We start from the raw sequence: 20,243 nt of genomic DNA on the forward strand, positions 1-20,243 counted from the left end.
ATTCTAGCGAGGCAAACCTACACCTCCAGCGCTAGGGGAACAGGGCTGCGGCGAGGGATCTCGTAGGTCATCCGATCCCGAGCCAGGAGGGTGTTGGGAAAAATGGCCCGGGCTTCGGCCAGCAGGTCTTCCAAAGTGATGGGGCCATCCGAGGTGTAGCGAGGGCTGAAGTGGGTGAGGATGAGGGCCTGGGCTTTGGCTTCGGCAGCCACCCGCGCAGCCATGGCAGCAGTGGAGTGCTTGGCGCGCTGGGCCAAGTCGCGATCGGCTTCGGCATAGGTGGCCTCGTGGATGACCAGATCGGCGGCGCGAGAGAGGTCAACGGCGTTGCGGCAGAAAGTCGTGTCGGTGCAATAGGAGAACTTGCGGCCTGGAATGGGATCCCCCACGTAGTCTCGTCCGTGGAGCCAGCGGCCTTGCCAGAAGATGGATTGCCCAGCTTTGAGCTGGCCGTAGAGGGGACCAGGTGGGATTCCATCCGCTTGGGCCTTGGCCACGTTAAAAGTGCCTGGTCGGTCCTGTTCCACCACGCGGTAGCCAAAGGCAGGCACCCGGTGATCCAGGGGCGCGCAAAAGACCCAGTACTCCGGATCCTGGAGAATGAGACCTGTCTCTACGGTGTGAACCCGAAAGGAATAGGGGATCCGCGTCTCGCTATATCGCAGCACCGCCTTCAGATACTCTTCCAGGCCGGGGGGACCGTAGATGTCGATGTGTTGGGGAGTGCTGCCCAGGCCGCAGGAAGCCAACAGTCCCGGCAGGCCGTAGATGTGGTCCCCGTGCATGTGAGTGATGAAAATGCGGCGCAACTGGCTGGGGCGCAGCTCGTCTAAGCGCAGGAGCTGGTGTTGGGTGCCCTCGCCACAATCAAACAGCCACCATTCCGATCGCTGCGGAAGCTGCACCGCCACTCCTGACACATTGCGCTGGCGGGTGGGCATGCCAGAGCTGGTACCCAGAAAGGTAACCCGGATGGCGTTAGGATCCGTCACAAGGGTCAAACGTCGACAACGTTAAGGAACGGGATCCCTAGCTTATCAACTGTTTCCGCCTGGAAAGGATTGTTAGGATAGGGGTACGTGTCAGCTTTCCCGCCATGATCACCTTGACCGATAGCGCCATCCAAGAGCTAAAGCGCCTGCGCAGCAAGTACGAGAAAGAGGGATCCCAGCCCATCCTGCGCCTGGGGGTTAAGCCCAGCGGCTGCTCTGGCCTCTCCTATGTGATGAACTTTGAGTCCCAGGCCAACCCCGACGATCACACCTTCGACTTTGGGGATCTCCGGGTGGCGGTGGATCCCTTGAGCATGACCCTGCTCCAGGGCCTCACTGTCGACTTTTCCGAAGATCTGTTGGGGGGTGGCTTCAAATTCAAGAATCCCAATGCCGTGGCTACCTGCGGCTGCGGCACTTCCTTTGCCACTGCTGAAACTGCTGCTGTCGGCCATTAGGGGGCCTCAAGGATTGGATGGCCCTAGACTGGGCAGGCGTAGTACAAACCAGGTCCACCCCTTTTGGCTAGTGACCTGGATGTGGCCCCGCAGATACTCCACCCACTGCTTCACCAAAGCCAGCCCCAAACCGCTGCCTGGCTGGACCCAGGGATCCGTGGTGGGCACGCGGTAAAAGGGCTCGAAAATGTGGGGCAAGTGTTCGGGCTCAATCTGAGCACTGTTACCGACCCTAAACTCGATCCCTCCAGGAATCGACTGGATCTCTAGACAGATAGTGCCACCTGGCTGGGTAAACTTGCAGGCATTGCTCAGCAGTTCTTTGAGAACCTGATCCAGGAGCTGCGGATGGCTGTAAAATTCCGAGGCAGGCGGGTGCAGATCCCCAACCTGTAGCGTGAGGGAGTGGGCCTGCGCACATTGCCGTGCCGACTCGAGCAAGCTCTGCCAAAAGCTGGGCAGATCAATGGCCGCAACGGCAGAGCCCCACTCTTTCCCTTGCAGACCCTGCAGAGCCAACAGGCGGTCGATAAGATGGATTTCGACCTCGCACTCCTGCAGGGCAATGTCCCGGTACTGCCGCTGCTTCTCGTTGAGGGGGGTGCGGCCCAGGAGTTCCAAGGCTAGTCTGATTTTGGTTAAGGGCGTGCGCAGCTCGTGGGAGACCGCGGCCAAAAAGTGGTCTTTGAGGCGGTTGAGCTGCTCCAAATCTGCTACCTGGCAGGCCAGTTGAGCAGTGCGCTCCTTCACCTTGGCTTCCAGTTCTTGGTTAAGCTGTTGTAGACGGCGTTGGGCCTGGCTAACTTGCAGCAAGTGGTGCAGCCGCCGCTTCAGAACTGACCAGTGGATAGGCTTAGGGATGTAGTCACTGGCTCCTGCAGCAAAAGCCTCGTTGACAAAAGCTTCGTCTTCCAAAGCGGTGACGATTAAAATCGGCATGTCAGGGTTTTGGGCATGGAGGCGGCGGCAGCACTCAAACCCATCTAGGCCCGGCATCACCGCATCCAGGAGTACTATATCTGGCTGGTAGCGGCTTGCAGCTTCTAGGCAGGCTAAGCCGCTGTCGGCTTCTAGGATGCGGTAGCCTTCTCGCTCCAGGGCGTAACGAGCCAAAAGCCGCTGGCTGGGATCATCGTCCACAATTAGGAGAAGAAGTCCCTTCTCCGCGGAAGCGGAGTTAGATCCAGTCAAAAGACCAACCTCAAGCTCCTGCATGGGCACCTGGATGGAGAAGTAGGGAGGTTTTGGCACAGCAGCCGACATCTCGAGGATAACCCGCTGATACTTGGCTTCCAGCCGTCGGAGAGACCTCTCAATTGTATCCCGTTTTACAGATTTGGCCAAGTTCCTTAGCCCCTAGTGTGCTGCTGCCCTTGAGGCGATGAGCCACTGGGCCACAGCTTGGGCATCTTGCTACTAGGGATCCCAGCGGGGCTTGGCTGGCTTGCCGGATCTCCTGCCAGGGGCTTCCGAAGGATCCGTAGGCTGGCCAAAACAACAACTGTCACTTCTGAAGCAAAAAAGTTCCCCTACCCCTCTGAGAGGGGTGTAGACTCCCTGGCTTTTCTGCTCAAGGGGTTTGACGGGATCCCTGGCGCCAGCGGCGGTAGAGTTTTTCCAGATCTACCCAGACCATCACCACGGTGCTAAAGCCCATGCAAATGAGCAGTTCTGAAAGGGTCAACTCTTCCGTCCCGAAAAAGCTGCGCAGGAAGGGCACATAGAGCAGGGCCAACTGCAGCAGCAAAGTGGCCAACACGGCCCCCAGCAGGTAGGGGTTGGAAAAGGGGTTGAGCTCGATGGTCAGCTTGTCATTGGAGCGAGCCGCCAGCGCATGGCCCATCTGAGCAATACACAGGGTGGTAAAGACCATCGTGCGCCAGTGGGGGATATGGGCTTTCACGATGGCCATCATCAGGATCGTGGAGATGGCAAAGACCACGCCGACGCGCACCATGTAGGCTCCCAGCCCCTGGGCGAAGATGCTTTCCTTGGGGTTGAAGGGAGGGCTCTGCATCACCCCCGGCTCTGCTGGCTCCATTGCCAAAGCCAAAGCCGGCAGGCCGTCGGTTACCAAGTTCATCCACAGGATCTGCAGGGGCGTCAGCGGCACGTCCTCTAGGCCCAGGAGAGGTGTAGCCGCCACAGTCAACACCTCGCCGATGTTGCTGCCCAAGATGTATTTCACAAAACGGCGGACGTTGTTGTAGACCACCCGTCCTTCTTCAATGGCCGCCACGATGGTGGCAAAGTTGTCGTCCAAAAGCACCATGTCGCTGGCTTCTTTGCTTACATCGGTGCCGGTAATCCCCATGGCAATGCCGATATCTGCTTGGCGCAGGGCAGGGGCGTCGTTGACCCCATCCCCCGTCATGGCCACAAACTGGTTTTGTTTCTGCAGGGCCTGCACGATGCGCAGCTTGTGCTCGGGGGCCACGCGGGCATAGACGTTGACCCTTTGCACCGTCTGCAGCAGCTCCTCAAAGCTAAGGCGGGAGAGGGTGCGCCCATCAATGGCCTGGCTCTCGGAGTCGAGAATGCCCAGCTCGCGGGCAATGGCTATGGCAGTGAGTTGGTGATCGCCGGTTACCATGAGGGTGCGGATCCCGGCCTGGCGGCAGCGGGCTACGGCTTCCCGCGCTTCGGGCCGAGGGGGATCGTACATGCCCACTAAGCCTAGCCAAACCAAGTTGCGCTCGATCTCCTCGAGATTCTCCGGGATCCCCTGTAGCCGCTGGGTGGCCACCCCCAAAACCCGGATGCCCTGGGCCGCCAAACGGTTGTTGGCAGCCAGAATGGCTTGTCGATCGGCTTCTGACAGCGCCTGCCAAGTTCCACTCTTCTGGATATAGGCACACTGCTCCAGCACCAGCTCAGCGGATCCCTTGACGTAGACGCCATAGCTGCCCTCCTCTTGCACCACCACGCTCATGCGCTTGCGCTCCGAGCTAAAAGGGATCTCCTGCACCCGCGGGTGCTGCTCCTGCAAAGAGGCTTTCTGCAGGTTGGCCTTGGCAGCAGCCACCAGCAGGGCGGCTTCCGTGGGATCCCCCAGGATCGACCAGGTGGGGGCAGCGCCGCGCTGGGCTGGGAGAGTGGCTTGCAACAAGGCGTCGTTGCAGAAGACCACAGCCCTGAGAAGGGCCTGCAAATCGGGGGCGCTCTGGGGATCGATGGCCTGGCCGCCGCAGTAGAAGGATCCCTTGGGAATGTAGCCAGTGCCGCTGACGTGGTAGTGGCGGTCGGGGGTGAGGATGTCAGTGACCACCATTTTGTTTTCGGTGAGAGTGCCGGTTTTGTCGGAGCAGATGGTGGTGACGGATCCCAGCGTCTCCACGGCTGGCAGGCGGCGGATGAGGGCGTTGCGGCGCACCATGCGCTGGGTTCCAATAGCCAAGGTAACCGTGGTTACAGCCGGCAGCCCTTCCGGCACCACCGCCACGGCCATGCTGAGGGAAGTTTCCAGCAGCGAGGTGAAAGGCGCTAGGCTTCTGGCCTGCAGCAGCCCAACGATCACCACTAGAGCCACCAAGACCAGGGATCCCGACACCAGCACATTGCCCAACTGGCTCATGCGCCGCTGCAGGGGAGTGGGCTCGTTTTCCACTGCTTGGAGCAGCTTGGCCACCTTGCCCAGCTCCGTGTTCATGCCGGTGGCCGTAACCAAGAGGATCCCTCGCCCCTGGAGCACCTCGGTGCCCATGAAGGCCATGTTGCGCCGCTCTCCGAGCTCAGTTTCCTCGGGGAGGACACAATCGGCCTGCTTGGTAACCGGCACCGCCTCCCCTGTCAAAGCCGCCTCCCGCACCTGGAGGTTGACTGCTTCCACCAAGCGCCCGTCGGCTGGGATTTGCACTCCGGCTTCCAGCAGCACCCGATCCCCTGGCACCAACTGGTTAGCAGGGATCTCCTGCCACAGGCCGTCCCGCTGCACCCGCACGCTGGGGGAGGCCAGTTTTTTCAGGGCGGCCAGCGCTTTTTCCGCGCGGCTTTCTTGCAAGTAGCCCAGCAAGCCATTGAGACCCACCACCAGCAGAATGGCCAGGGCGTCCTTAGGAAACTCTCCCTTTTGCAGATCCAGAAGGGCTGAGATCGCCGCCACGGCGATCAGCATCAGCAGCATGACGTTGCGGAATTGGTCAAGGAAGAGCTGCCAGGCGCTGCGGCCAGGGGAGGAGATCAGCTCGTTGGGGCCGTATTCCCGCTGCCTTTGGGTAACCTGCTGGCTAGTCAGGCCACAGTCGGGGTCGCTTTGCAACTTCTGGATAACATCCGGAAGAGGCAGGCTATGCCAAGCAGGGGCATCCGAATGAGGAGATCCAGCAGCTTGGATCATGGGGACACTCAGGGTCAATGGACAAATTGTACGTTAGCTGTTGTCAGCCCTCTGATCCCGCTCCAGTAGCGGGTCTTTCGAAGTTTTCCAAAGAGGATCCCAGTCTCGCTGATTTCGTGGCAAGGTGGGGACAGATGCCGCATCGGAGGCTGCTATGGAGAGCAAGACTCCTGCTCGCGATGTCCAGGTGGCCACCATTGGCCCCTCTACCCTGGTTTTTCGCTCCCGCACCTGGAATCGCCTAAAGTTTGAGCTGGAATATGCCCGGCAGCGGGGCACCACGGCTAATAGTTATCTCATCCAGGCGCGGCAGACCTTGCTCATCGATCCCCCAGGAGAATCCTTTACCGACATCTTCTTGGAGGAGCTGGCCCAACACCAGTACCTGCAGCGGCTGGACTTTATCCTACTGAGCCACGTCAACTTCAACCGCATCGCCACCCTCAAAGCGCTTCTGCCGCTGGCTCCCTATGCGGTGGTGCTCTGCTCTAAGCCCGGATCCCTCACCCTGCGAGCGGCCTTTGAAGGCATGGAATCCCCAACTCCTAGCCGTGACGAAGAGGAGGCTGCCGATTTTGGCATTGCCTACGGAACTAACCAGTCCTTTCGCCTGCGCGTGATCCGAGATGGGGATCGCCTGGATCTGGGGGAAGGCCACGAGTTGCATTTTCGCACCGTGCCCACGCCCCGCCACCCCGACGCCCTCTGCACCTACGATCCGGCCACGGGGATCCTCTTTACCGACAAGCTGTTTGGCGCTCATGTGTGCGACGAGCAGGTGTTCGACGAGCATTGGCGGCAGCTCAGCGAAGACCGCCGCTACTACTTTGACTGCCTGCACCGCAGCCAAGCGCCCCAGGTGAAGGCAGCCCTGGCCAAGTTGGAAGAATTCCCCGCCCAAATCTACGCCCCTGCCCACGGCCCCCTGGTGCGCCACAGCCTGCGACGGCTGCGCTTGGATTACCACCTGTGGTGCGAGGAGAATCCCCTGGAGCAGCGGGTAGCTCTCCTGTACACCTCCGCCTACGGGAACACCGGCCTGATGGCGGTGGCTATTGCCCAAGGCTTGGAGCGGGCGGGAGTTACCGTGGAGCGGATTAACTGTGAATGGGCCACTCCTGAAGAGATTGCACAAGCCCTAGAGCGCTGCCAGGGGTTCATTATCGGATCCCCCACCTTGGCCGGCCATCCTCCAGTTCAAATCCAAACGGCCCTGGGCATCATTCTCTCTTCCGTTCCCACCACCAAGCTGGCCGGGGTCTTTGGCTCCTACGGCTGGAGCGGCGAAGCCGTGGATCTCATTGAGAGCAAGCTGCTCAATGCCGGCTTTACCCTGGGGTTTGCAACCATCCGCGCTAGGTTCAAGCCTACCCATGCAATCCTGGAAGCCTGTCAAGAGGCGGGATCCCAGTTTGCCCAAGCCTTGCGCAAGGCCAAGCGAGCCCGCACCTCCCGCCAAGGGGGTGTTGAAGCGCAGGCGGATCGGCTGGTGCAGGCCTTCAGCCGGGTAGTGGGATCCCTCTGCGTGGTTACCGCCCTGCAAGATGGGATCCCGCGCGGCTTTCTCACCTGGTCAGTGGCCCAGGCCAGCTTCAACCCCCCAGGCCTTACCCTCTCTGTGAGCAAGGAAAGCGAGGCAGAGTTGCTTACCCGTCCCCAGGTGCCCTTTGTACTCAACATTTTGCGGGAGGGCAAAAGCAGCAGCCTGCAGCGGCACTTTCAACGGCCTCAACGCCCTGGCGAAGATCGCTTTGCCGGTCTAGCCATCGCCACTGCCGAGAATGGCTGCCTGATCCTTTTGGATGCCCTGGCTTACCTAGAGTGCCGTGTCAAAAGTTGGATGGAGTGTGGCGATCGCTACCTAGTCTATGCCGAGGCAGAGCGCGGCAAGGTGCTGGATCCCACGGGAGTTACCGCCATGCGGCGCGGGTAGAGTAAAGTGGAACAAGTTAAGTTCTTTGCTAATTTCAAGGAGAAAGCAATCCTGGAGATCGTTGGGAAAATCCTTTAGGGATCCCCAAAGGCGGCTGCGGAGATTGCTGCCGAGGTTGTGGGAAAATCTGCAGGTGCTGTCCTTGGCACTGCTAAGGTCGTCGGCCAGGCAACTCAAGCAGTTGCCCAAGCTGCTTTCGACCTAGGTACTGAGGTCGCTCGAGGAGCAAGAGAAGTTCTTGCTGGAGCTGGCACAACTGCTCTCCATCTTACGGGAACTCTTGCTGACGGAACCTGGAACTATCTTGTCGAAGAAGCTGTCCACCACAAGCCTGAGCTGATCCCTATCGAGCCCTCCCTAGGCTGGGACGAGGCCCTGGTTTTTATCAACGGTTTTCTCAGCGAAGGCGAAACCCAACCTTGGAAAAAAAGACTATTGTGGGAAACACTCCGACGGGCTGGGTGGATGGGATCCCTATACTACCTCTGGTGGGATGCTTTCAGTCCGGTGAGATTCGCCTTATCCACCCTTAAGCTTGGCGTAGGACTGCTTGCCCACTGGGAAGCCCACAAAGCCAAAGCCAAAAAAAGCCAAAGCCAAAAAAGTGGGGCTTGACTATGGCTATCCTCTGCTCTCCTCTTTGCCGGAAAGACAGATTACGCTGATGGGGTTTCCCTTGGGAGCTAGGGTAGCCTACTACATTATGCGAGGTTGGCCTAAGACTGTAGATCCGCGCCTTAAAGATATCATTCTGCTCAGCGGTGCTGTCAGAGGGCAAGCCGATAAGCAGTGGAGCCTGCATGTAGAAAATATCACGGGAAAACTGGTGAATATCTACAACGAAGACGATCTGGTTTTGGCCTACGTCTTCAAGGTTCCATCCCTCAACCGCAGCCCCTGCGGGATCAAGCCAATTAAAGAGTTTCACCCCAGAATCGAGAACCTTAATGCCACTCACTTAATCGGCTCTGGGGAGCACAGCTACAAAGCCTATCTACCTCACCTGGAGCTCCTTCTGGATCAGAAGCTGGACTGGAAAGCTCGCTGCAGTCGCCTGCTCTAGGTGGGTAACTGCAGGTAGCCTCTAACCCTACAAAACCACAACCAGAGACTTTTGTTGCTGGCGGTCACCCTCCGGAGAGAGCTCAGCTTCAAGAGCAGTTGGCTTTTTCTGGAAACAGCAGTACACAAACTTTTGCACAGCGCCAGCGGGGGTGCGGTGCTCTTCTTGCTCATGCTTTAGGAAGTTGAAAGCGCTACCGAACTCTGCCTGCAAGAGATCGGGCGAGTAGCGCACAACAGGCAGGCCAGTGCATTGCGTAGGCCCGTCTTCACCGAAGGTAGCTATGATAGCAAACCCTCCTGGCTTTACTGCTCTCAGGACATCGGCCACGTATGCTCGCCGATCTTGAGGATTCGTAAGAAAGTGAAACGTTGCCCGGTCATGCCAAATGTCGTAGGCGTTGGCCGGCAGAGTTAGCTGGGTAATGTCGCCCTCTACCCAGTTGACTGTGTTTCCCCGCTCCCCCAAACGGGCCTTTGCCACTGCCAGAGCTGCCGCAGAGATATCGAGAACTGTTAGCTTGCGGTAGCCCGCCTCCAGCAGTTCATCTACCAACCTGGACGCTCCCCCGCCAACGTCAATAATCGAGGCTGAGAAGCCCAACCCCGTCTCCCGAATAAGACGCAGCGACCGCTCAGCGCGTGGCTGAAACCAACTGAGAGACTCGGCTCGCTTGTAGACGTTCTCCCAGTGTTGCTTCATCTTGCTGACTTGTGTTTGCTTATATGACCATATTTTCATGCTAGCAGCCAGGCAGCACACAACACCCCCCGCTGGAGGTGCTGGAACAGAGGCAACTCGCAGTAGAGTCCACCGGCAGGGATCCCTCTGTGCGGGCTCTCTAAGCGAGAGTTGATGCTCTCGGAACAGCTAGCCCAGCCGCATCCGGAGGAGCTGCCTTTGCTTGGCTCTGGCTAGCTGGCCTTGCGTGCAGGCAGGATCTGCGTTGAGTAGAATCGACCTGTCCTTACAAGGAAAGCAAGGATGGTTTGGCAGTTGTTGACGTGGCCAGCGCAGGGCTTGCTATGGCTAGCAGAGCAGATTCGCGAGCGGGCCGAGGCGCAACTTGACAGCAGGGAAAACCTCCAGAAAGAGCTTACAGCTCTGCAGATCCAGCTTGATCTAGGGGAGATCGACGAGGAGACCTATACCCGCCGAGAAGAGGAGATCCTGCTGGCTCTGCAAGCCTTGGCGGAAGCCGAAGCAGCTACCAATGGGGAAGCAAGGGATCCTCAAAACTCTTTGCCATGCCCCCAAGACAGCTTGCCCCAAGAAGGAATCTATCCCGCTGAGGCAACCAAAAGCTAGGTACCTCGGAGCGGTTGCAGTCTTTGAGCCTAGCTACAGGCAAGGGGTCTGCTTGTCATAGCAGCCGGCGGCCTGTCCCCTACCCGCCCAATTGTGCCAGAGCGATTTTACTTAGGAGCGCCAAGCTTGCCAGATCGCGAACATCATCTTCAGATTCAGAATGTTCAGGGCTTGCGGTATCATGGGCTAAGCAGCCCCCGAACAATTGGAAGCAGCGAGGTCAAAGCAGTGGTTAGGGTAGCCATCAACGGATTTGGTCGTATTGGTCGCAACTTTTTGCGCTGTTGGCTAAGTCGTCCTCAGTCCAATGTCGATATTGTTGCCATCAACGACACTTCAGACGCTCGCACGGCTGCCCATTTGCTGAAGTACGACTCCATCCTTGGAACCCTACAAGGAGTGGAAGTGGAGGCTAGCGAGGGTGGTTTGCTAGTTAACGGCAAGCACATCCATGCCGTTTCCGAGCGCAACCCCAGCAACCTCCCCTGGAAAGAGTGGAAGGTGGACCTTGTAATCGAGGCTACTGGCGTTTTTGTCGACTACCAGGGGGCCTCCAAACACCTGGAGGCGGGAGCCAAAAAGGTGGTGATCACTGCCCCAGCTAAGGGAAGTGACATCCCTACCTTTGTCTATGGTGTTAACCAGCACACCTACGACCCGGTGCGGCACAACATTGTCAGCAACGCTAGCTGCACCACCAACTGCCTTGCCCCGATTCTCAAAGTGCTGCTGGACAAGTTCGGTGTGCGGCGGGCTACCATGACTACCACCCACAGCTACACGGGCGACCAGCGCATTCTGGATGGAGGCCACCGCGATTTGCGGCGGGCGCGGGCGGCAGCGCTGAGCATGGTGCCTACTACGACGGGGGCAGCTAAGGCGGTGGCGCTGGTGATCCCTGAATTGAAAGGCAAGCTCAACGGGGTGGCGGTACGGGTTCCTACGCCCAATGTCTCTTTGGTGGATTTGGTGGTGCAAACAGAGCGCCAAGTAATTGCCGAGGAGGTCAACGCCGCCCTGAAGGAAGCCTCGGAAACGACCATGAAAGGGATCATCGCCTACTCAGACGTTCCCTTGGTTTCTATCGACTACCGGGGCCACAGTTGCTCCGCCATTGTGGATGCAGAGCTGACCAGCGTCCTGGACGGGGATCTGGTCAAGGTCATGGCCTGGTACGACAACGAGTGGGGCTACTCGCAGCGGGTGCTGGATCTGGCTGAATACATGGCCGCTCACTGGGTAGAGTAGTCGGCTGCTTCTCATCCCCTAGTGGCAGAGAGGGAAAACTCGGCAAAGACTTGCCAGCGCTTGCCGTCGTGGATGAGGAGGGTGAGGGCAGAGGCGAGAAAGGATCCCTGGAAGGGACGATTCTGGAAGAGTGGCCAGGCAGCGCGGAACTGGGCTGGCCGGAGATCTCGAAAGGCTACCGTTATGTGAGGCACAAAAGGACGAGGGGAAGGCGTTGTGGCCTGCTGCCTGAGAAGAAGGCTCATGTGCTGCTGGGCCCTAGTCTGCAACTGCTGCAGCTCTGAGGAGGGCTCAACGTGAATATAGATAACCCGCGGCGCGAAAGCACCGAAGCCACGCAGCTCAACGGCAACTGGGGCCTGCTCTTTGGCAAATTCTTCCAGGGATCCCGCCAGGGCTGCTAGCTCAGCGGTGGGCCACTCAAAAGGAGGCACGAGGGTGATGTGAGGGGGTGAGCGCAGGGCTGCTCGGCTGGCAAATTGCTCGGCAAACTGTTGTTTGATTGCCGTCACTTGCTCCTGCAGGTCTGCTGGAGGAAGAAGGGCAAGAAACAACCGCTGCTGGGGAGCATTGATGAGCATTGCCAAGCAGGCAAGAGGTACTTTCCTCCAGGCTAGGGCATCGCCTCCTCCAGTGGAGAGTTGTCTAGCAATGCAGTGGAAGGATACCCCATGACCCAGCTTTCCGCTGTCTCTCCAGAGCTTCAGCCGGCTTCGATTCCCTCCTACCATTGGCATCTATTTCTCTGCGCCGACCAGACCAAGCCCAAGTGCTGTGAAAAGGCGGTGGGGCTGGAGGCCTGGGAATACCTGAAGCTGCGGATTCAGCAGTTGAACCTAGAGCTGGCGGGCGTTGGCTCTCTGCGCGTCAACCGCACCAAGGCCAATTGCCTACGGGCATGCAACTATGGCGTTCCCGGGCCCGTGCTGCTGGTGTACCCCGGTGGGTTTTGGTACCACTCGGCCACGCCGCCAGTGATAGAGCGGGTGCTGCAAGAGCACATCCTGGGCGGGAAGCCGGTGGCTGAGTACCTCGTTGCCCAAGCTACTCTGATTGCCCCTCAGCGCCCCTGGTCCAGGAGGAGGTGAATGGCTTCCACACAGGCTGCCGTTACCCGCTGCAGCTCAGCTTTCTCGCTAGAAACTGGCGGGGGGATCAGCTTGCCGATGCGCACAGTGATGGGGCAAAACAAACGCGGCCAGCGGGATCCCTTGGGCAGCACCTTCTCGGTGCCCCAGAGGGCGACAGGAAGCAGGGGTGTCTGGGTGCGCGCTGCCACCAAGGCTGCCCCCAGGTGAGGCTGGGGAATGCGGCCATCGGGGGTGCGGGTGCCGTTGAGGAAGATCCCTACTGCCCATCCCTTGGCCAGAGCTGCTTCTGTGGCCTGCAGGGCGCTGCGATCTGCCCCACCTCTTTTTACTGGATAGGCGCCGTAGAACCGGATCACCTGCTTGAGCACGGGCACTCGGAACAGCTCTTCTTTGGCCATGAAGGCTACAGGGCGGCGCACTGCGTTGGCCAGCAAGGGCGGATCCAGGTGGCTAGCATGGTTGCTGACGATAATGAGGGATCCCTGGCGAGGCACATTTTCCTGCCCATAGGTGCGGCCAAAATACAGTCCCCGAAACAGCGGGTTGACCACTAGCCACTTGAGCAGCCAGTAGGCCAACCAATCCCGGCGGCGATAGCCCATCGCAGAGCGCGAGATTCTCTAGAGTTAAACAGCTCCCTCTTTGAGTGTAGGGGAGAGGGGTAGCGGAGGGAACAAACAGCGAACGCTAGCATCTAGACTGAGAAAAACCTCCAGCACAATTGGGGAGCGGTTCATAGGCGAAGTCGGAAGCCAGCAGTTCAAGATCACCGCGCCCGGCAGGATCGAGGAGGAGTCGTGAACTGTGACGTGTTGGTCATTGGCTGCGGGGTGGTGGGTTGTGCCATCGCCTATGAGCTAGCAGCAGCAGGGCTATCAGTCATTGGGGTAGATGCTGGGGAGCCGGCCTCAGGGGCTACCGGCGCGTCGCTGGGGGTGTTGATGGGAGTCTGCAGCCGCCAACCCAGCGGGGAGGTGGTGGAGTTGCGCCTAAAAAGCCTGGAGCAGTTTGATCCCCTGATTGCTCGGCTGGAAGCAGACTTGGGTCGCACCTTGCCCGTCAATCGGCGCGGCATCCTCCGGCTCCTCCAGGAGGAGGAGGTAGCAGCCTGGCAAGAGACCCTGGCAGCTCGTCAACAGGCGGGCTATGACCTCCAGTGGCTGAGTCCGGCGGAGGTGAGATCCCTGCAGCCTGGCCTGCGTAGCGACCTGGCGGGGTCTATCTACTCTCCCCACGATCGCCAGATCCACCCCAAGCTCTTCACGCAGGCGCTCTTGGAGGCAGCTCAACGCCGAGGAGCCTGCTTTTTCTTTCACCAGCCGGTTTGCAGCTTTCAGCGCAGCCCAGATCCCCCCTTTCGCGTAGAGGTGGTTCACACCCCATCGCTCACCTTGGCGGCGGGGTACGTTGTTCTCGCTGCTGGGCTGGGCAGCTCTGCTCTGGCCAAAGAGCTGGGCTTGCAGATGCCGCTGCAAGCTGTTAAGGGCCAGGCCCTGCGGATTCAAGCTGCTGGGATCCCGTGGGGGCCAGTGGTGGCTGATGGGGATCTCAACTTGGTTCCTTTAGGGGATGGATCCCTGTGGGTGGGGGCGACGGTGGAATTTCAGCCCCCCCACGCCGGGCCAACCCTGCTGGCTCTTCAGGATCTGCTGACCCGCGCCATCCGGCTTTGCCCAGCTTTGGCGGAAGCAAGGCTATTGGAGCACTGGGCCGGCCAGCGGCCGCGACCGCTAGGGCAGCGCGCTCCTATCCTAGGGCCGGCTCCTGGCTATGCCAATCTGCTCGTTGCCACTGGCCACTATCGCAATGGGGTCTTGCTGGCTCCCATTAGCGCCGCCATCCTGCGAGACTTGATCCTAGAAGGCAAAACCGACCTGGACACCCTCAGCGCCTTTGCCCCCCGCCAGAAGTGAGTAGCACGGAGCACTAGCAACGTGGTCTTTGAAAATAGGGCCGCTTCTGCTGCCAGCACCAGGCAGTTTGAAGGATCTCAGCCAAGTTGGTATAGCGGGGCCGCCAGTTGAGGTCACGGGTAATGGCCGTGGCGTCGCCCACCAGCCGCGGCGGATCCCCGGGTCGGCGCGCCCCCACTTGCACAGGGATCTGCTTGCCGGTCACGGCCTCGGCTGTGGCAATCACCTCCCGGACAGAAAAACCTTGGCCATTGCCCAAGTTGTAAGCAGGTTGCAGAGGCTTGCCAGCCGCCAGCGCCTCTAGGGCCAAGACATGGGCTTGCGCCAGGTCGGCAACATGGATGAAGTCGCGGATACAGGTACCGTCAGGGGTATCGTAGTCATCCCCAAAGATGGTTAGGTGAGAGCGCTGGCCAGCGGCAACTTCTAGGGCTAGGGGGATGAGGTGGGTTTCTGGGTCATGGGCCTCGCCGATTTCGCCGTCAGGATCGGCGCCAGCGGCATTGAAGTAGCGCAGGCTAACGGATTGGATCCCGTAGGCAAGCTGGAAGTCCCGCAGCATCTGCTCCACCATGAGTTTGCTCTGGCCGTAGGGGTTGATGGGGCGCTGGGGGTGGGTTTCCGGGATGGGGATCTGCTCCGGCACGCCGTAAGTGGCACAGGTGCTGGAGAACACCAGGTAGGGGATCCCGTGATCCCGCATCGCCTCCAACAAGGTCAGGGATCCGGCCACGTTGTTGCGGTAGTATTTGCCCGGATCCTTGACCGACTCGCCCACATAGGCATAGGCGGCAAAGTGAATTACCCCTTCGGGGCGGTACTGCCGGATGACTTGATCTAGCCGATGGCGGTCGGCAATGTCGCCAATTTCCAAGGGCCCCCAGCGAACAGCCCAGGGGTGGCCGTAAACCAGGTTGTCGTAGGCAATCGGCAGGTGGCCATGGGCCGCCAGGGCTTTACAGGTGTGGCTGCCGATATAGCCTGCGCCGCCTGTAACCAGAAGCCGCATAGGCCAGGGGGAAGGAAATCCCTGTCTAGAATACAGCCATTCTCGCAGACCTCGGCTATTGCCCCGCCCTATTCCAAAAGCTGCTGCAAATCAAGATAAGGCTGCCAAGCTTCTGCCAGGCGATCCAGCAGTTCTTCCCGCTGCTGGGCGTAGTGGCCCTCCAGTTCTGGCAAGGGATCCCAGCCTTTTTGTCGGCGCAGCCAGTTTAGCCATTGCCGCCGCCAGCGGTGGTTGTCGAAGAGGCCGTGTAGATAGCTGCCCCAGACCCGGCCTGTGGGATCCCGCCAACCCAAGCCTTCTTGCTCAAAGATCGGCAGGCAGCCTGAGGAATTGGCCTGGGTAGATCCTTGGTGGATCTCATACCCCTGGACGGGGGTGGTGGCAGGCCAGCGGCTTTGTGTTTGCACCTGCTGGGTGACCTTGGTGGGCTGCAAGACGGTGGTCAGCGGCAAGAGGCCCAACCCGGGGTAGGTGCCGGCAACTCCCTCTCGGCCTTCAGGATCGGCGATGGTTTGTCCCAACATCTGCAGCCCGCCGCAGATGCCAACAATGTGGCCGGAATAGTGGCGCAGTTGGTCGGCTAGGCCACTCTGGCGCAGCACCAGCAGATCCTTGAGGGTGGTTTTGCTGCCGGGCAGGATGACCACATCGGGGGATCCCAGGATCTGGCCAGGGACAACCCAGCGCAGATGGACGCTGGGCTCTGCTAGCAAGGGGTCGAAGTCAGAGAAATTGGCCACCTGGGGCAGGCGAACCACGGCAATCTCCAGCCGGTCTCCCCGCCGGGGACGGCGAACTTCCCAGAGCTGGGGGCCGGCCTCCAGGCCCAGCGAATCTTCCTGAGGCAGCGCCCAGTCCAGCCAGGGCAGAACTCCGACCACGGGGATCCCGGTGTAGTTCTCCAGCCAATCAAGGCCAGGCTGCAGCAGCTCCCGCGCGCCGCGAAACTTGTTGATGACAATGCCGCGGATCAGGGCCCGTTCCTCTGGCTCCAGCAACTGCAGGGTGCCCACCACATGGGCTAGCGCCCCCCCTCGGTCAATATCTGCCACCAGCCAGGTGGGGGATCCCAAATGCAAAGCCACCCGCATGTTGGCCAGATCCCGCTGCTTGAGGTTGACCTCTGCCGGACTGCCCGCCCCCTCGCAGACAATCCACTCGTACTGCTGCTGCAGGCGAGCCAGAGCTGTTTTCACCGCCTCCCAGGCAGGCGCAAACCAGCGCTCGTAATACTCACTGGCACAACAGGTGTCCACCGCCACGCCGTTGAGGACCACCTGGGAAGTTAGGTTGCCCTGGGGCTTGAGCAAAATCGGGTTCATCTCCACGGCGGGCGGGATCCCGGCGGCCCAGGCCTGCAGGGCCTGCGCGTAGGCAATCTCATGGCCCTCGGCAGTGACATAGGCATTCAGCGACATGTTCTGGGCCTTGAAGGGGGAAACCCTCTTCCCCGCCTTCTTCAGGAGGCGACAGAGGGCAGCCACCAAAAGGGTCTTGCCCACATGGGAAGCAGTCCCCACCACCATCAAGGAGCGGCACAGCTGGGCCATTGCGGATCCCCTGAGCTTTTCGACAGGCAGACCCTCCCTCCAAAGGGGCAGAAGAAAAGGGAGGGAAGCAGCTCCCTCTCCCAAGCAAACTCACTCAAGCTGGGGCAGATGGATTCGAACCACCGAATGGCGGGACCAAAACCCGCTGCCTTACCACTTGGCGATGCCCCAATTTACCTTGCCTAGCTAGCTCAGTATAGCGATGTGGCTTTGAATCTGTCAACAGTTCCTTGGTCGCCTAGGTCGTGGGGAAGCTGCAGCTATTTGCCAGGGGGCCGGAGTTGACCCCAGAAGGGCTGGGCAGCTGGGGGATGGGGACCACTTCGAAGAAGTAGGCCCGGATCTCCGGCCCAAAGTAAATGACATCCCCACTTCTCAGGTAGTGGGTAGCCACGCGGCTGCCGTTGACGAATACGCCGTTGGTGCTGGAGTGCCCTTGGCGGTCGCCGTCGATGAGACAGTAGGTAAACCCTGTGCGGCTAGACCGGGTAGGCACCCGCACCAGGTAAGCATGGCGGCGCGAGACAAACTGGTTGACAATCTGGATAGTGTTGGAAGGGTCTCGGCCAATGGTGTAGATATCCCCCCGCAGGATGTAGCTGCAGGGCCGCACAGGATGACATAGGCAAAGGGTGAACTCCGGGTAGGACAGAGGCTGCTCGGGAACTGGCTCGAACAGCTCTTCTGCCAGTTCCAACTCCTGGCTAGCGGACAGCTGTGCTCCGCCCACTGCTGTAGTCGCAGTAAAAAAGTCGCTGAGGTTAGATGGCATCGGCTTTCCCTCTCCCACCTTCAAGTACACCCCATTCAACCTAGGCTTTCCAGGCAACTCACAAAACTCGCAACTTGCAGGTTCCCACCTCCTCCAAATTTTGCATCAGGCAGAGCTTTTCTCTGGCTGTCTGGGCCCGCTTGGAGCGGCAAGCCTTGCTAGCAGACAGGCTATTCTGGGTAGCAGGTCTATAGCTTACTTTATAACCCTAAGGTGCGGATGTGACGGAAGCTCTGTTGCGTCGGTTGGATGTGGCTACAGAAGCGGCTCTGGAGGCGGCAGCACTGTTGCGGGAGTACGTGGACCAAGCTCTGGCTATTGAGGAGAAACGTCCAGGGGACTTGGTGACGGCAGCAGACCGCGCTTCCGAGGAGCTCATCTTGAAGATCCTGAGGCGCCACTTCCCCGAAGATGGGATCTTGACGGAGGAATCGGGCCAGCAGGGATCCCCAGAAGGCACCTACACCTGGGCGATCGATCCCTTAGATGGCACCACCAACTTTGCCCACGGCTACCCCTTTGCGGCCGTCTCTATTGGCCTGCTGGAGGGGCGGGAGCCGGTGCTAGGGGTGGTCTGCGACATCTTTCGGGGGGATCTCTTTCGCGCCGTACAAGGGATGGGAGCCACCCGCAACCGCAAACCCATCCGCGTCTCCTCTACTACCGAACTCTCCCGCAGTCTCCTGGTTACTGGCTTTGCCTACGACCGCCGGGAAACTCCGGACAACAACTACGCTGAGTTCTGCCACTTCACCCACCTCACCCAGGGAGTGCGGCGAGGGGGATCGGCTGCCCTTGACCTGGCCTACGTGGCCACTGGCCAGTTGGACGGCTATTGGGAGCGGGGTCTCTCCCCTTGGGACATTGCCGCTGGGATTGTCTTGGTGCGAGAGGCCGGCGGCAAGGTTACCGCCTACGACGGCAGCCCGGTAGATGTGTACAGTGGCCGCCTGCTGGCCAGCAACGGCTGGCTCCATGCTGCTCTCCAAGAAGAACTGGCCCAGGTCAGCCCCCTGCCGGTTTCCTTCCCGCTGCGGCGGAATCGCTAGCTCGGAGAGCGCAGCAGCTAAAGTCAAAGTCTACGTAAAGGCCAGCAAGTCATGGCGCTTTGGCAAAGCAAGGGAGGCCACTTAGTCGGGAAAAGACTCCGGCGTTGTTGGGCGGCAGGGTTTGGCCTGGTGCTTCTCTTGGGGATCCCCGCCTATCCTCAGCCTGCCCAAAAGCCAGCCTCAGCCGCCCTCGTGGGTTCCGACTCCCGTTGGGCCCAAATTCGGGCGCAGGGCCGTCTGCGGGTTGGCCTGGATCCCAGCTTGGGCCCTGCCTACCTCTACACCGACCTGGGGCGAAAAACCTACGCCGGCTTTGAGTGGGAGATCCTCGAGGCCATTGCCCAGACGCTAGAGGTGCGGCTTGAACCTGTCTACATCCCCTGGAGCCAGCAGTTGACGGCCTTGCAGGCGGATGAGGTGGATCTCATCTGGGGAGCACGGGAAGGCCTGGGCCTGGATTCGCAGCAGTTTCTCGCCACCCGGCCCTACTACCTCAGCCCCCAGCGCTTGGTGGTGCGGGATCCTGGGCAAGGGGAGCCCCCTATCCAGTCTCTGGCCCAGCTCTTTGGCCGCAAGGTGGGCATTGTAGTCAATAGTACGGGAGCAGCGCTGTTGGAAGCCTACAACGAGAGGCGGGGCAACCCCATCCGGCTCTTTGCCACCAGCAACCCCGAGCGCCTGTTTGCCCAGCTCCAGGCCGGCCAGTTGGATGCAGTGCTCGTCGATCAGCCCGTGGCTGTCCTGGGCCTGCGTCAGGCGGGATCCCGGCTGCGCCTAGTGGGGCCGCCTCTCTTCCCCATACCTTTGGTGGGAGTGGTATCCTCGCAGCACCCTTCCTTGAAGGAAGCGGTGGATGCGGCGATCGCAGCCCTGGCCGAAAATGGAACTCTGCAGCAAATCTTGGAGAGGTGGCAACTATGGGAGCCAACGCTGATGTCCCCCGCATTGACCGGGGGCTAGCCCGTTACGAGACCGACCACTTTGCCATCCTGGGCGTGCCCCTTACCGCCGACCCCAAGAGGATTCGGCGCGGCTACCTGCAGGCGGCCAAGGCCCTGCACCCGGATCGCTTTGTCGGGGATCCGGAAGGGGCAGAGCGGGCCAATGTCCTCTTTGCCAAGCTGGTCAACCCGGCCAACGAGGTGCTGACCAAAGAGCGGGAGCGGTCGGAATACGAGGCTCTGCTCAAGCTGCGCATCCAACGGCTACTGGAGTCGCCGCCTGCAGATCTCTGGCCTACGGGAGAGGCAGTCAAAGGTTTGGCCGAGTCTCCCAACTGGGAGGAAGAGTATGTCCAGCGGGTGGAAAAGCTGGCCAAAGAGCAATACAGCTCCCTGGCCACCCTGCTGGAGAAAACCGAGCAACTGAGCGAGCTCAACCTGGCCTATCTGTTGCTCAAGGCTGGCTACAAGGCAAGCCCAGCTCCTGCCCCTAAAACCCCCCCCCCGCGGGGGGGTCGCGACGCCCGCCGCCGCGGGCGGCCGCGGCTGGGGGGGCGCCCGGGCCGGCGCCCCCGCCCCG

The 20,243-nt window shown here is 60.2% G+C and carries 19 protein-coding genes and 1 tRNA gene; 10 read left to right on the top strand and 10 right to left on the bottom strand.

Annotated elements, in window-relative coordinates; all coding sequences use genetic code 11:
• Positions 1 to 17 precede the first annotated feature (17 nt).
• Entirely contained in the window at positions 18 to 974 is a 957-nt protein-coding gene (locus NW833_RS02070) for a ribonuclease Z (protein ID WP_414411400.1), read from the bottom strand.
• Positions 975 to 1,096: 122 nt separating this feature from the next.
• On the opposite strand from NW833_RS02070, the gene NW833_RS02075 reads away from it, so the two are divergent.
• Positions 1,097 to 1,450, top strand: coding sequence for a HesB/IscA family protein (locus NW833_RS02075; protein WP_414394017.1), 354 nt, complete (start codon positions 1,097 to 1,099; stop codon positions 1,448 to 1,450).
• 6 nt (positions 1,451 to 1,456) lie between these two features.
• Here the strand turns inward: NW833_RS02075 and NW833_RS02080 are convergent, their stop codons facing one another.
• The gene (locus tag NW833_RS02080; protein WP_414411378.1) at positions 1,457 to 2,794 is read right to left on the bottom strand and encodes a response regulator; all 1,338 of its coding nucleotides are present in this window, start codon (positions 2,792 to 2,794) and stop codon (positions 1,457 to 1,459) included.
• A gap of 226 nt (positions 2,795 to 3,020) precedes the next feature.
• Positions 3,021 to 5,786 (bottom strand): cation-translocating P-type ATPase, encoded by a 2,766-nt coding sequence (locus NW833_RS02085; protein WP_414411379.1) that lies wholly within the window; start codon positions 5,784 to 5,786, stop codon positions 3,021 to 3,023.
• Positions 5,787 to 5,940: 154 nt separating this feature from the next.
• On the opposite strand from NW833_RS02085, the gene NW833_RS02090 reads away from it, so the two are divergent.
• Positions 5,941 to 7,719, top strand: coding sequence for a flavin reductase (locus NW833_RS02090; RefSeq protein ID WP_414411380.1), 1,779 nt, complete (start codon positions 5,941 to 5,943; stop codon positions 7,717 to 7,719).
• 604 nt (positions 7,720 to 8,323) lie between these two features.
• Positions 8,324 to 8,782, top strand: coding sequence for a DUF726 domain-containing protein (locus tag NW833_RS02095; protein WP_414411381.1), 459 nt, complete (start codon positions 8,324 to 8,326; stop codon positions 8,780 to 8,782).
• 27 nt (positions 8,783 to 8,809) lie between these two features.
• Here NW833_RS02095 and NW833_RS02100 read toward each other — a convergent pair whose 3' ends face one another.
• On the bottom strand, positions 8,810 to 9,484 hold the full coding sequence (locus tag NW833_RS02100) for a class I SAM-dependent methyltransferase (RefSeq protein ID WP_414411382.1): 675 nt from the start codon (positions 9,482 to 9,484) through the stop codon (positions 8,810 to 8,812).
• 282 nt (positions 9,485 to 9,766) lie between these two features.
• Between NW833_RS02100 and NW833_RS02105 the strand changes: the two genes are divergently transcribed.
• Complete coding sequence (locus tag NW833_RS02105; RefSeq protein ID WP_414394007.1) at positions 9,767 to 10,090, top strand: gas vesicle protein GvpG; 324 nt, start codon at positions 9,767 to 9,769, stop codon at positions 10,088 to 10,090.
• 228 nt (positions 10,091 to 10,318) lie between these two features.
• Positions 10,319 to 11,338: a type I glyceraldehyde-3-phosphate dehydrogenase gene (gene gap / locus NW833_RS02110; protein WP_414411383.1), complete on the top strand. Its 1,020-nt coding sequence runs from the start codon at positions 10,319 to 10,321 to the stop codon at positions 11,336 to 11,338.
• Between the two features lie 11 nt (positions 11,339 to 11,349).
• On the opposite strand, the gene NW833_RS02115 is transcribed toward gap, so the two are convergent.
• Complete coding sequence (locus NW833_RS02115) at positions 11,350 to 11,919, bottom strand: 2'-5' RNA ligase family protein (protein ID WP_414411384.1); 570 nt, start codon at positions 11,917 to 11,919, stop codon at positions 11,350 to 11,352.
• A gap of 90 nt (positions 11,920 to 12,009) precedes the next feature.
• Between NW833_RS02115 and NW833_RS02120 the strand changes: the two genes are divergently transcribed.
• The gene (locus tag NW833_RS02120) at positions 12,010 to 12,426 is read left to right on the top strand and encodes a (2Fe-2S) ferredoxin domain-containing protein (protein WP_414411385.1); all 417 of its coding nucleotides are present in this window, start codon (positions 12,010 to 12,012) and stop codon (positions 12,424 to 12,426) included.
• Here the strand turns inward: NW833_RS02120 and NW833_RS02125 are convergent.
• On the bottom strand, positions 12,399 to 13,031 hold the full coding sequence (locus NW833_RS02125; RefSeq protein ID WP_414404926.1) for a lysophospholipid acyltransferase family protein: 633 nt from the start codon (positions 13,029 to 13,031) through the stop codon (positions 12,399 to 12,401). The two genes, NW833_RS02120 and NW833_RS02125, sit on opposite strands and share 28 nt — an antisense overlap.
• A 195-nt stretch (positions 13,032 to 13,226) precedes the next feature.
• Between NW833_RS02125 and NW833_RS02130 the strand changes: the two genes are divergently transcribed.
• Positions 13,227 to 14,342 (top strand): NAD(P)/FAD-dependent oxidoreductase, encoded by a 1,116-nt coding sequence (locus tag NW833_RS02130; protein WP_414411386.1) that lies wholly within the window; start codon positions 13,227 to 13,229, stop codon positions 14,340 to 14,342.
• A gap of 13 nt (positions 14,343 to 14,355) precedes the next feature.
• Here the strand turns inward: NW833_RS02130 and galE are convergent, their stop codons facing one another.
• The 4 genes from galE to NW833_RS02150 form a co-directional block, all read right to left on the bottom strand.
• Positions 14,356 to 15,351 carry a UDP-glucose 4-epimerase GalE gene (gene galE, locus NW833_RS02135; protein ID WP_414411387.1) on the bottom strand — a complete coding sequence of 332 codons (996 nt, stop codon included), beginning with the start codon at positions 15,349 to 15,351 and terminating at the stop codon, positions 14,356 to 14,358.
• 68 nt (positions 15,352 to 15,419) lie between these two features.
• Positions 15,420 to 16,901 (bottom strand): cobyric acid synthase, encoded by a 1,482-nt coding sequence (locus NW833_RS02140; RefSeq protein ID WP_414411388.1) that lies wholly within the window; start codon positions 16,899 to 16,901, stop codon positions 15,420 to 15,422.
• A gap of 99 nt (positions 16,902 to 17,000) precedes the next feature.
• A tRNA-Gln gene (locus tag NW833_RS02145) sits at positions 17,001 to 17,072 on the bottom strand.
• 67 nt (positions 17,073 to 17,139) lie between these two features.
• Entirely contained in the window at positions 17,140 to 17,673 is a 534-nt protein-coding gene (locus NW833_RS02150) for an FHA domain-containing protein (protein ID WP_414411389.1), read from the bottom strand.
• Positions 17,674 to 17,894: 221 nt separating this feature from the next.
• On the opposite strand from NW833_RS02150, the gene NW833_RS02155 reads away from it, so the two are divergent.
• The 3 genes from NW833_RS02155 to NW833_RS02165 all read left to right on the top strand — a co-directional run.
• Entirely contained in the window at positions 17,895 to 18,722 is an 828-nt protein-coding gene (locus NW833_RS02155) for an inositol monophosphatase family protein (RefSeq protein ID WP_414411390.1), read from the top strand.
• Between the two features lie 51 nt (positions 18,723 to 18,773).
• Entirely contained in the window at positions 18,774 to 19,682 is a 909-nt protein-coding gene (locus tag NW833_RS02160; protein WP_414411391.1) for an ABC transporter substrate-binding protein, read from the top strand.
• On the top strand, positions 19,640 to 20,243 hold a 604-nt coding region (locus NW833_RS02165; RefSeq protein ID WP_414411392.1), incomplete at its 3' end, for a J domain-containing protein. The genes NW833_RS02160 and NW833_RS02165, both read left to right, overlap by 43 nt.

This window comes from Synechococcus sp. O70.1, from assembly GCF_047462215.1.
Classification (GTDB): domain Bacteria; phylum Cyanobacteriota; class Cyanobacteriia; order Thermostichales; family Thermostichaceae; genus Thermostichus.

Coding starts and splice junctions, on each gene's coding strand:
- NW833_RS02075 (WP_414394017.1), top strand. CDS start 1,097: ATGATCACCTTGACCGATAGCGCCATCCAAGAGCTAAAGCGCCTGCGC.
- NW833_RS02085 (WP_414411379.1), bottom strand. CDS start 5,786: ATGATCCAAGCTGCTGGATCTCCTCATTCGGATGCCCCTGCTTGGCAT.
- NW833_RS02090 (WP_414411380.1), top strand. CDS start 5,941: ATGGAGAGCAAGACTCCTGCTCGCGATGTCCAGGTGGCCACCATTGGC.
- NW833_RS02100 (WP_414411382.1), bottom strand. CDS start 9,484: ATGAAGCAACACTGGGAGAACGTCTACAAGCGAGCCGAGTCTCTCAGT.
- NW833_RS02105 (WP_414394007.1), top strand. CDS start 9,767: ATGGTTTGGCAGTTGTTGACGTGGCCAGCGCAGGGCTTGCTATGGCTA.
- NW833_RS02115 (WP_414411384.1), bottom strand. CDS start 11,919: ATGCTCATCAATGCTCCCCAGCAGCGGTTGTTTCTTGCCCTTCTTCCT.
- NW833_RS02120 (WP_414411385.1), top strand. CDS start 12,010: ATGACCCAGCTTTCCGCTGTCTCTCCAGAGCTTCAGCCGGCTTCGATT.
- NW833_RS02125 (WP_414404926.1), bottom strand. CDS start 13,031: ATGGGCTATCGCCGCCGGGATTGGTTGGCCTACTGGCTGCTCAAGTGG.
- galE (WP_414411387.1), bottom strand. CDS start 15,351: ATGCGGCTTCTGGTTACAGGCGGCGCAGGCTATATCGGCAGCCACACC.
- NW833_RS02140 (WP_414411388.1), bottom strand. CDS start 16,901: ATGGCCCAGCTGTGCCGCTCCTTGATGGTGGTGGGGACTGCTTCCCAT.
- NW833_RS02150 (WP_414411389.1), bottom strand. CDS start 17,673: ATGCCATCTAACCTCAGCGACTTTTTTACTGCGACTACAGCAGTGGGC.
- NW833_RS02160 (WP_414411391.1), top strand. CDS start 18,774: ATGGCGCTTTGGCAAAGCAAGGGAGGCCACTTAGTCGGGAAAAGACTC.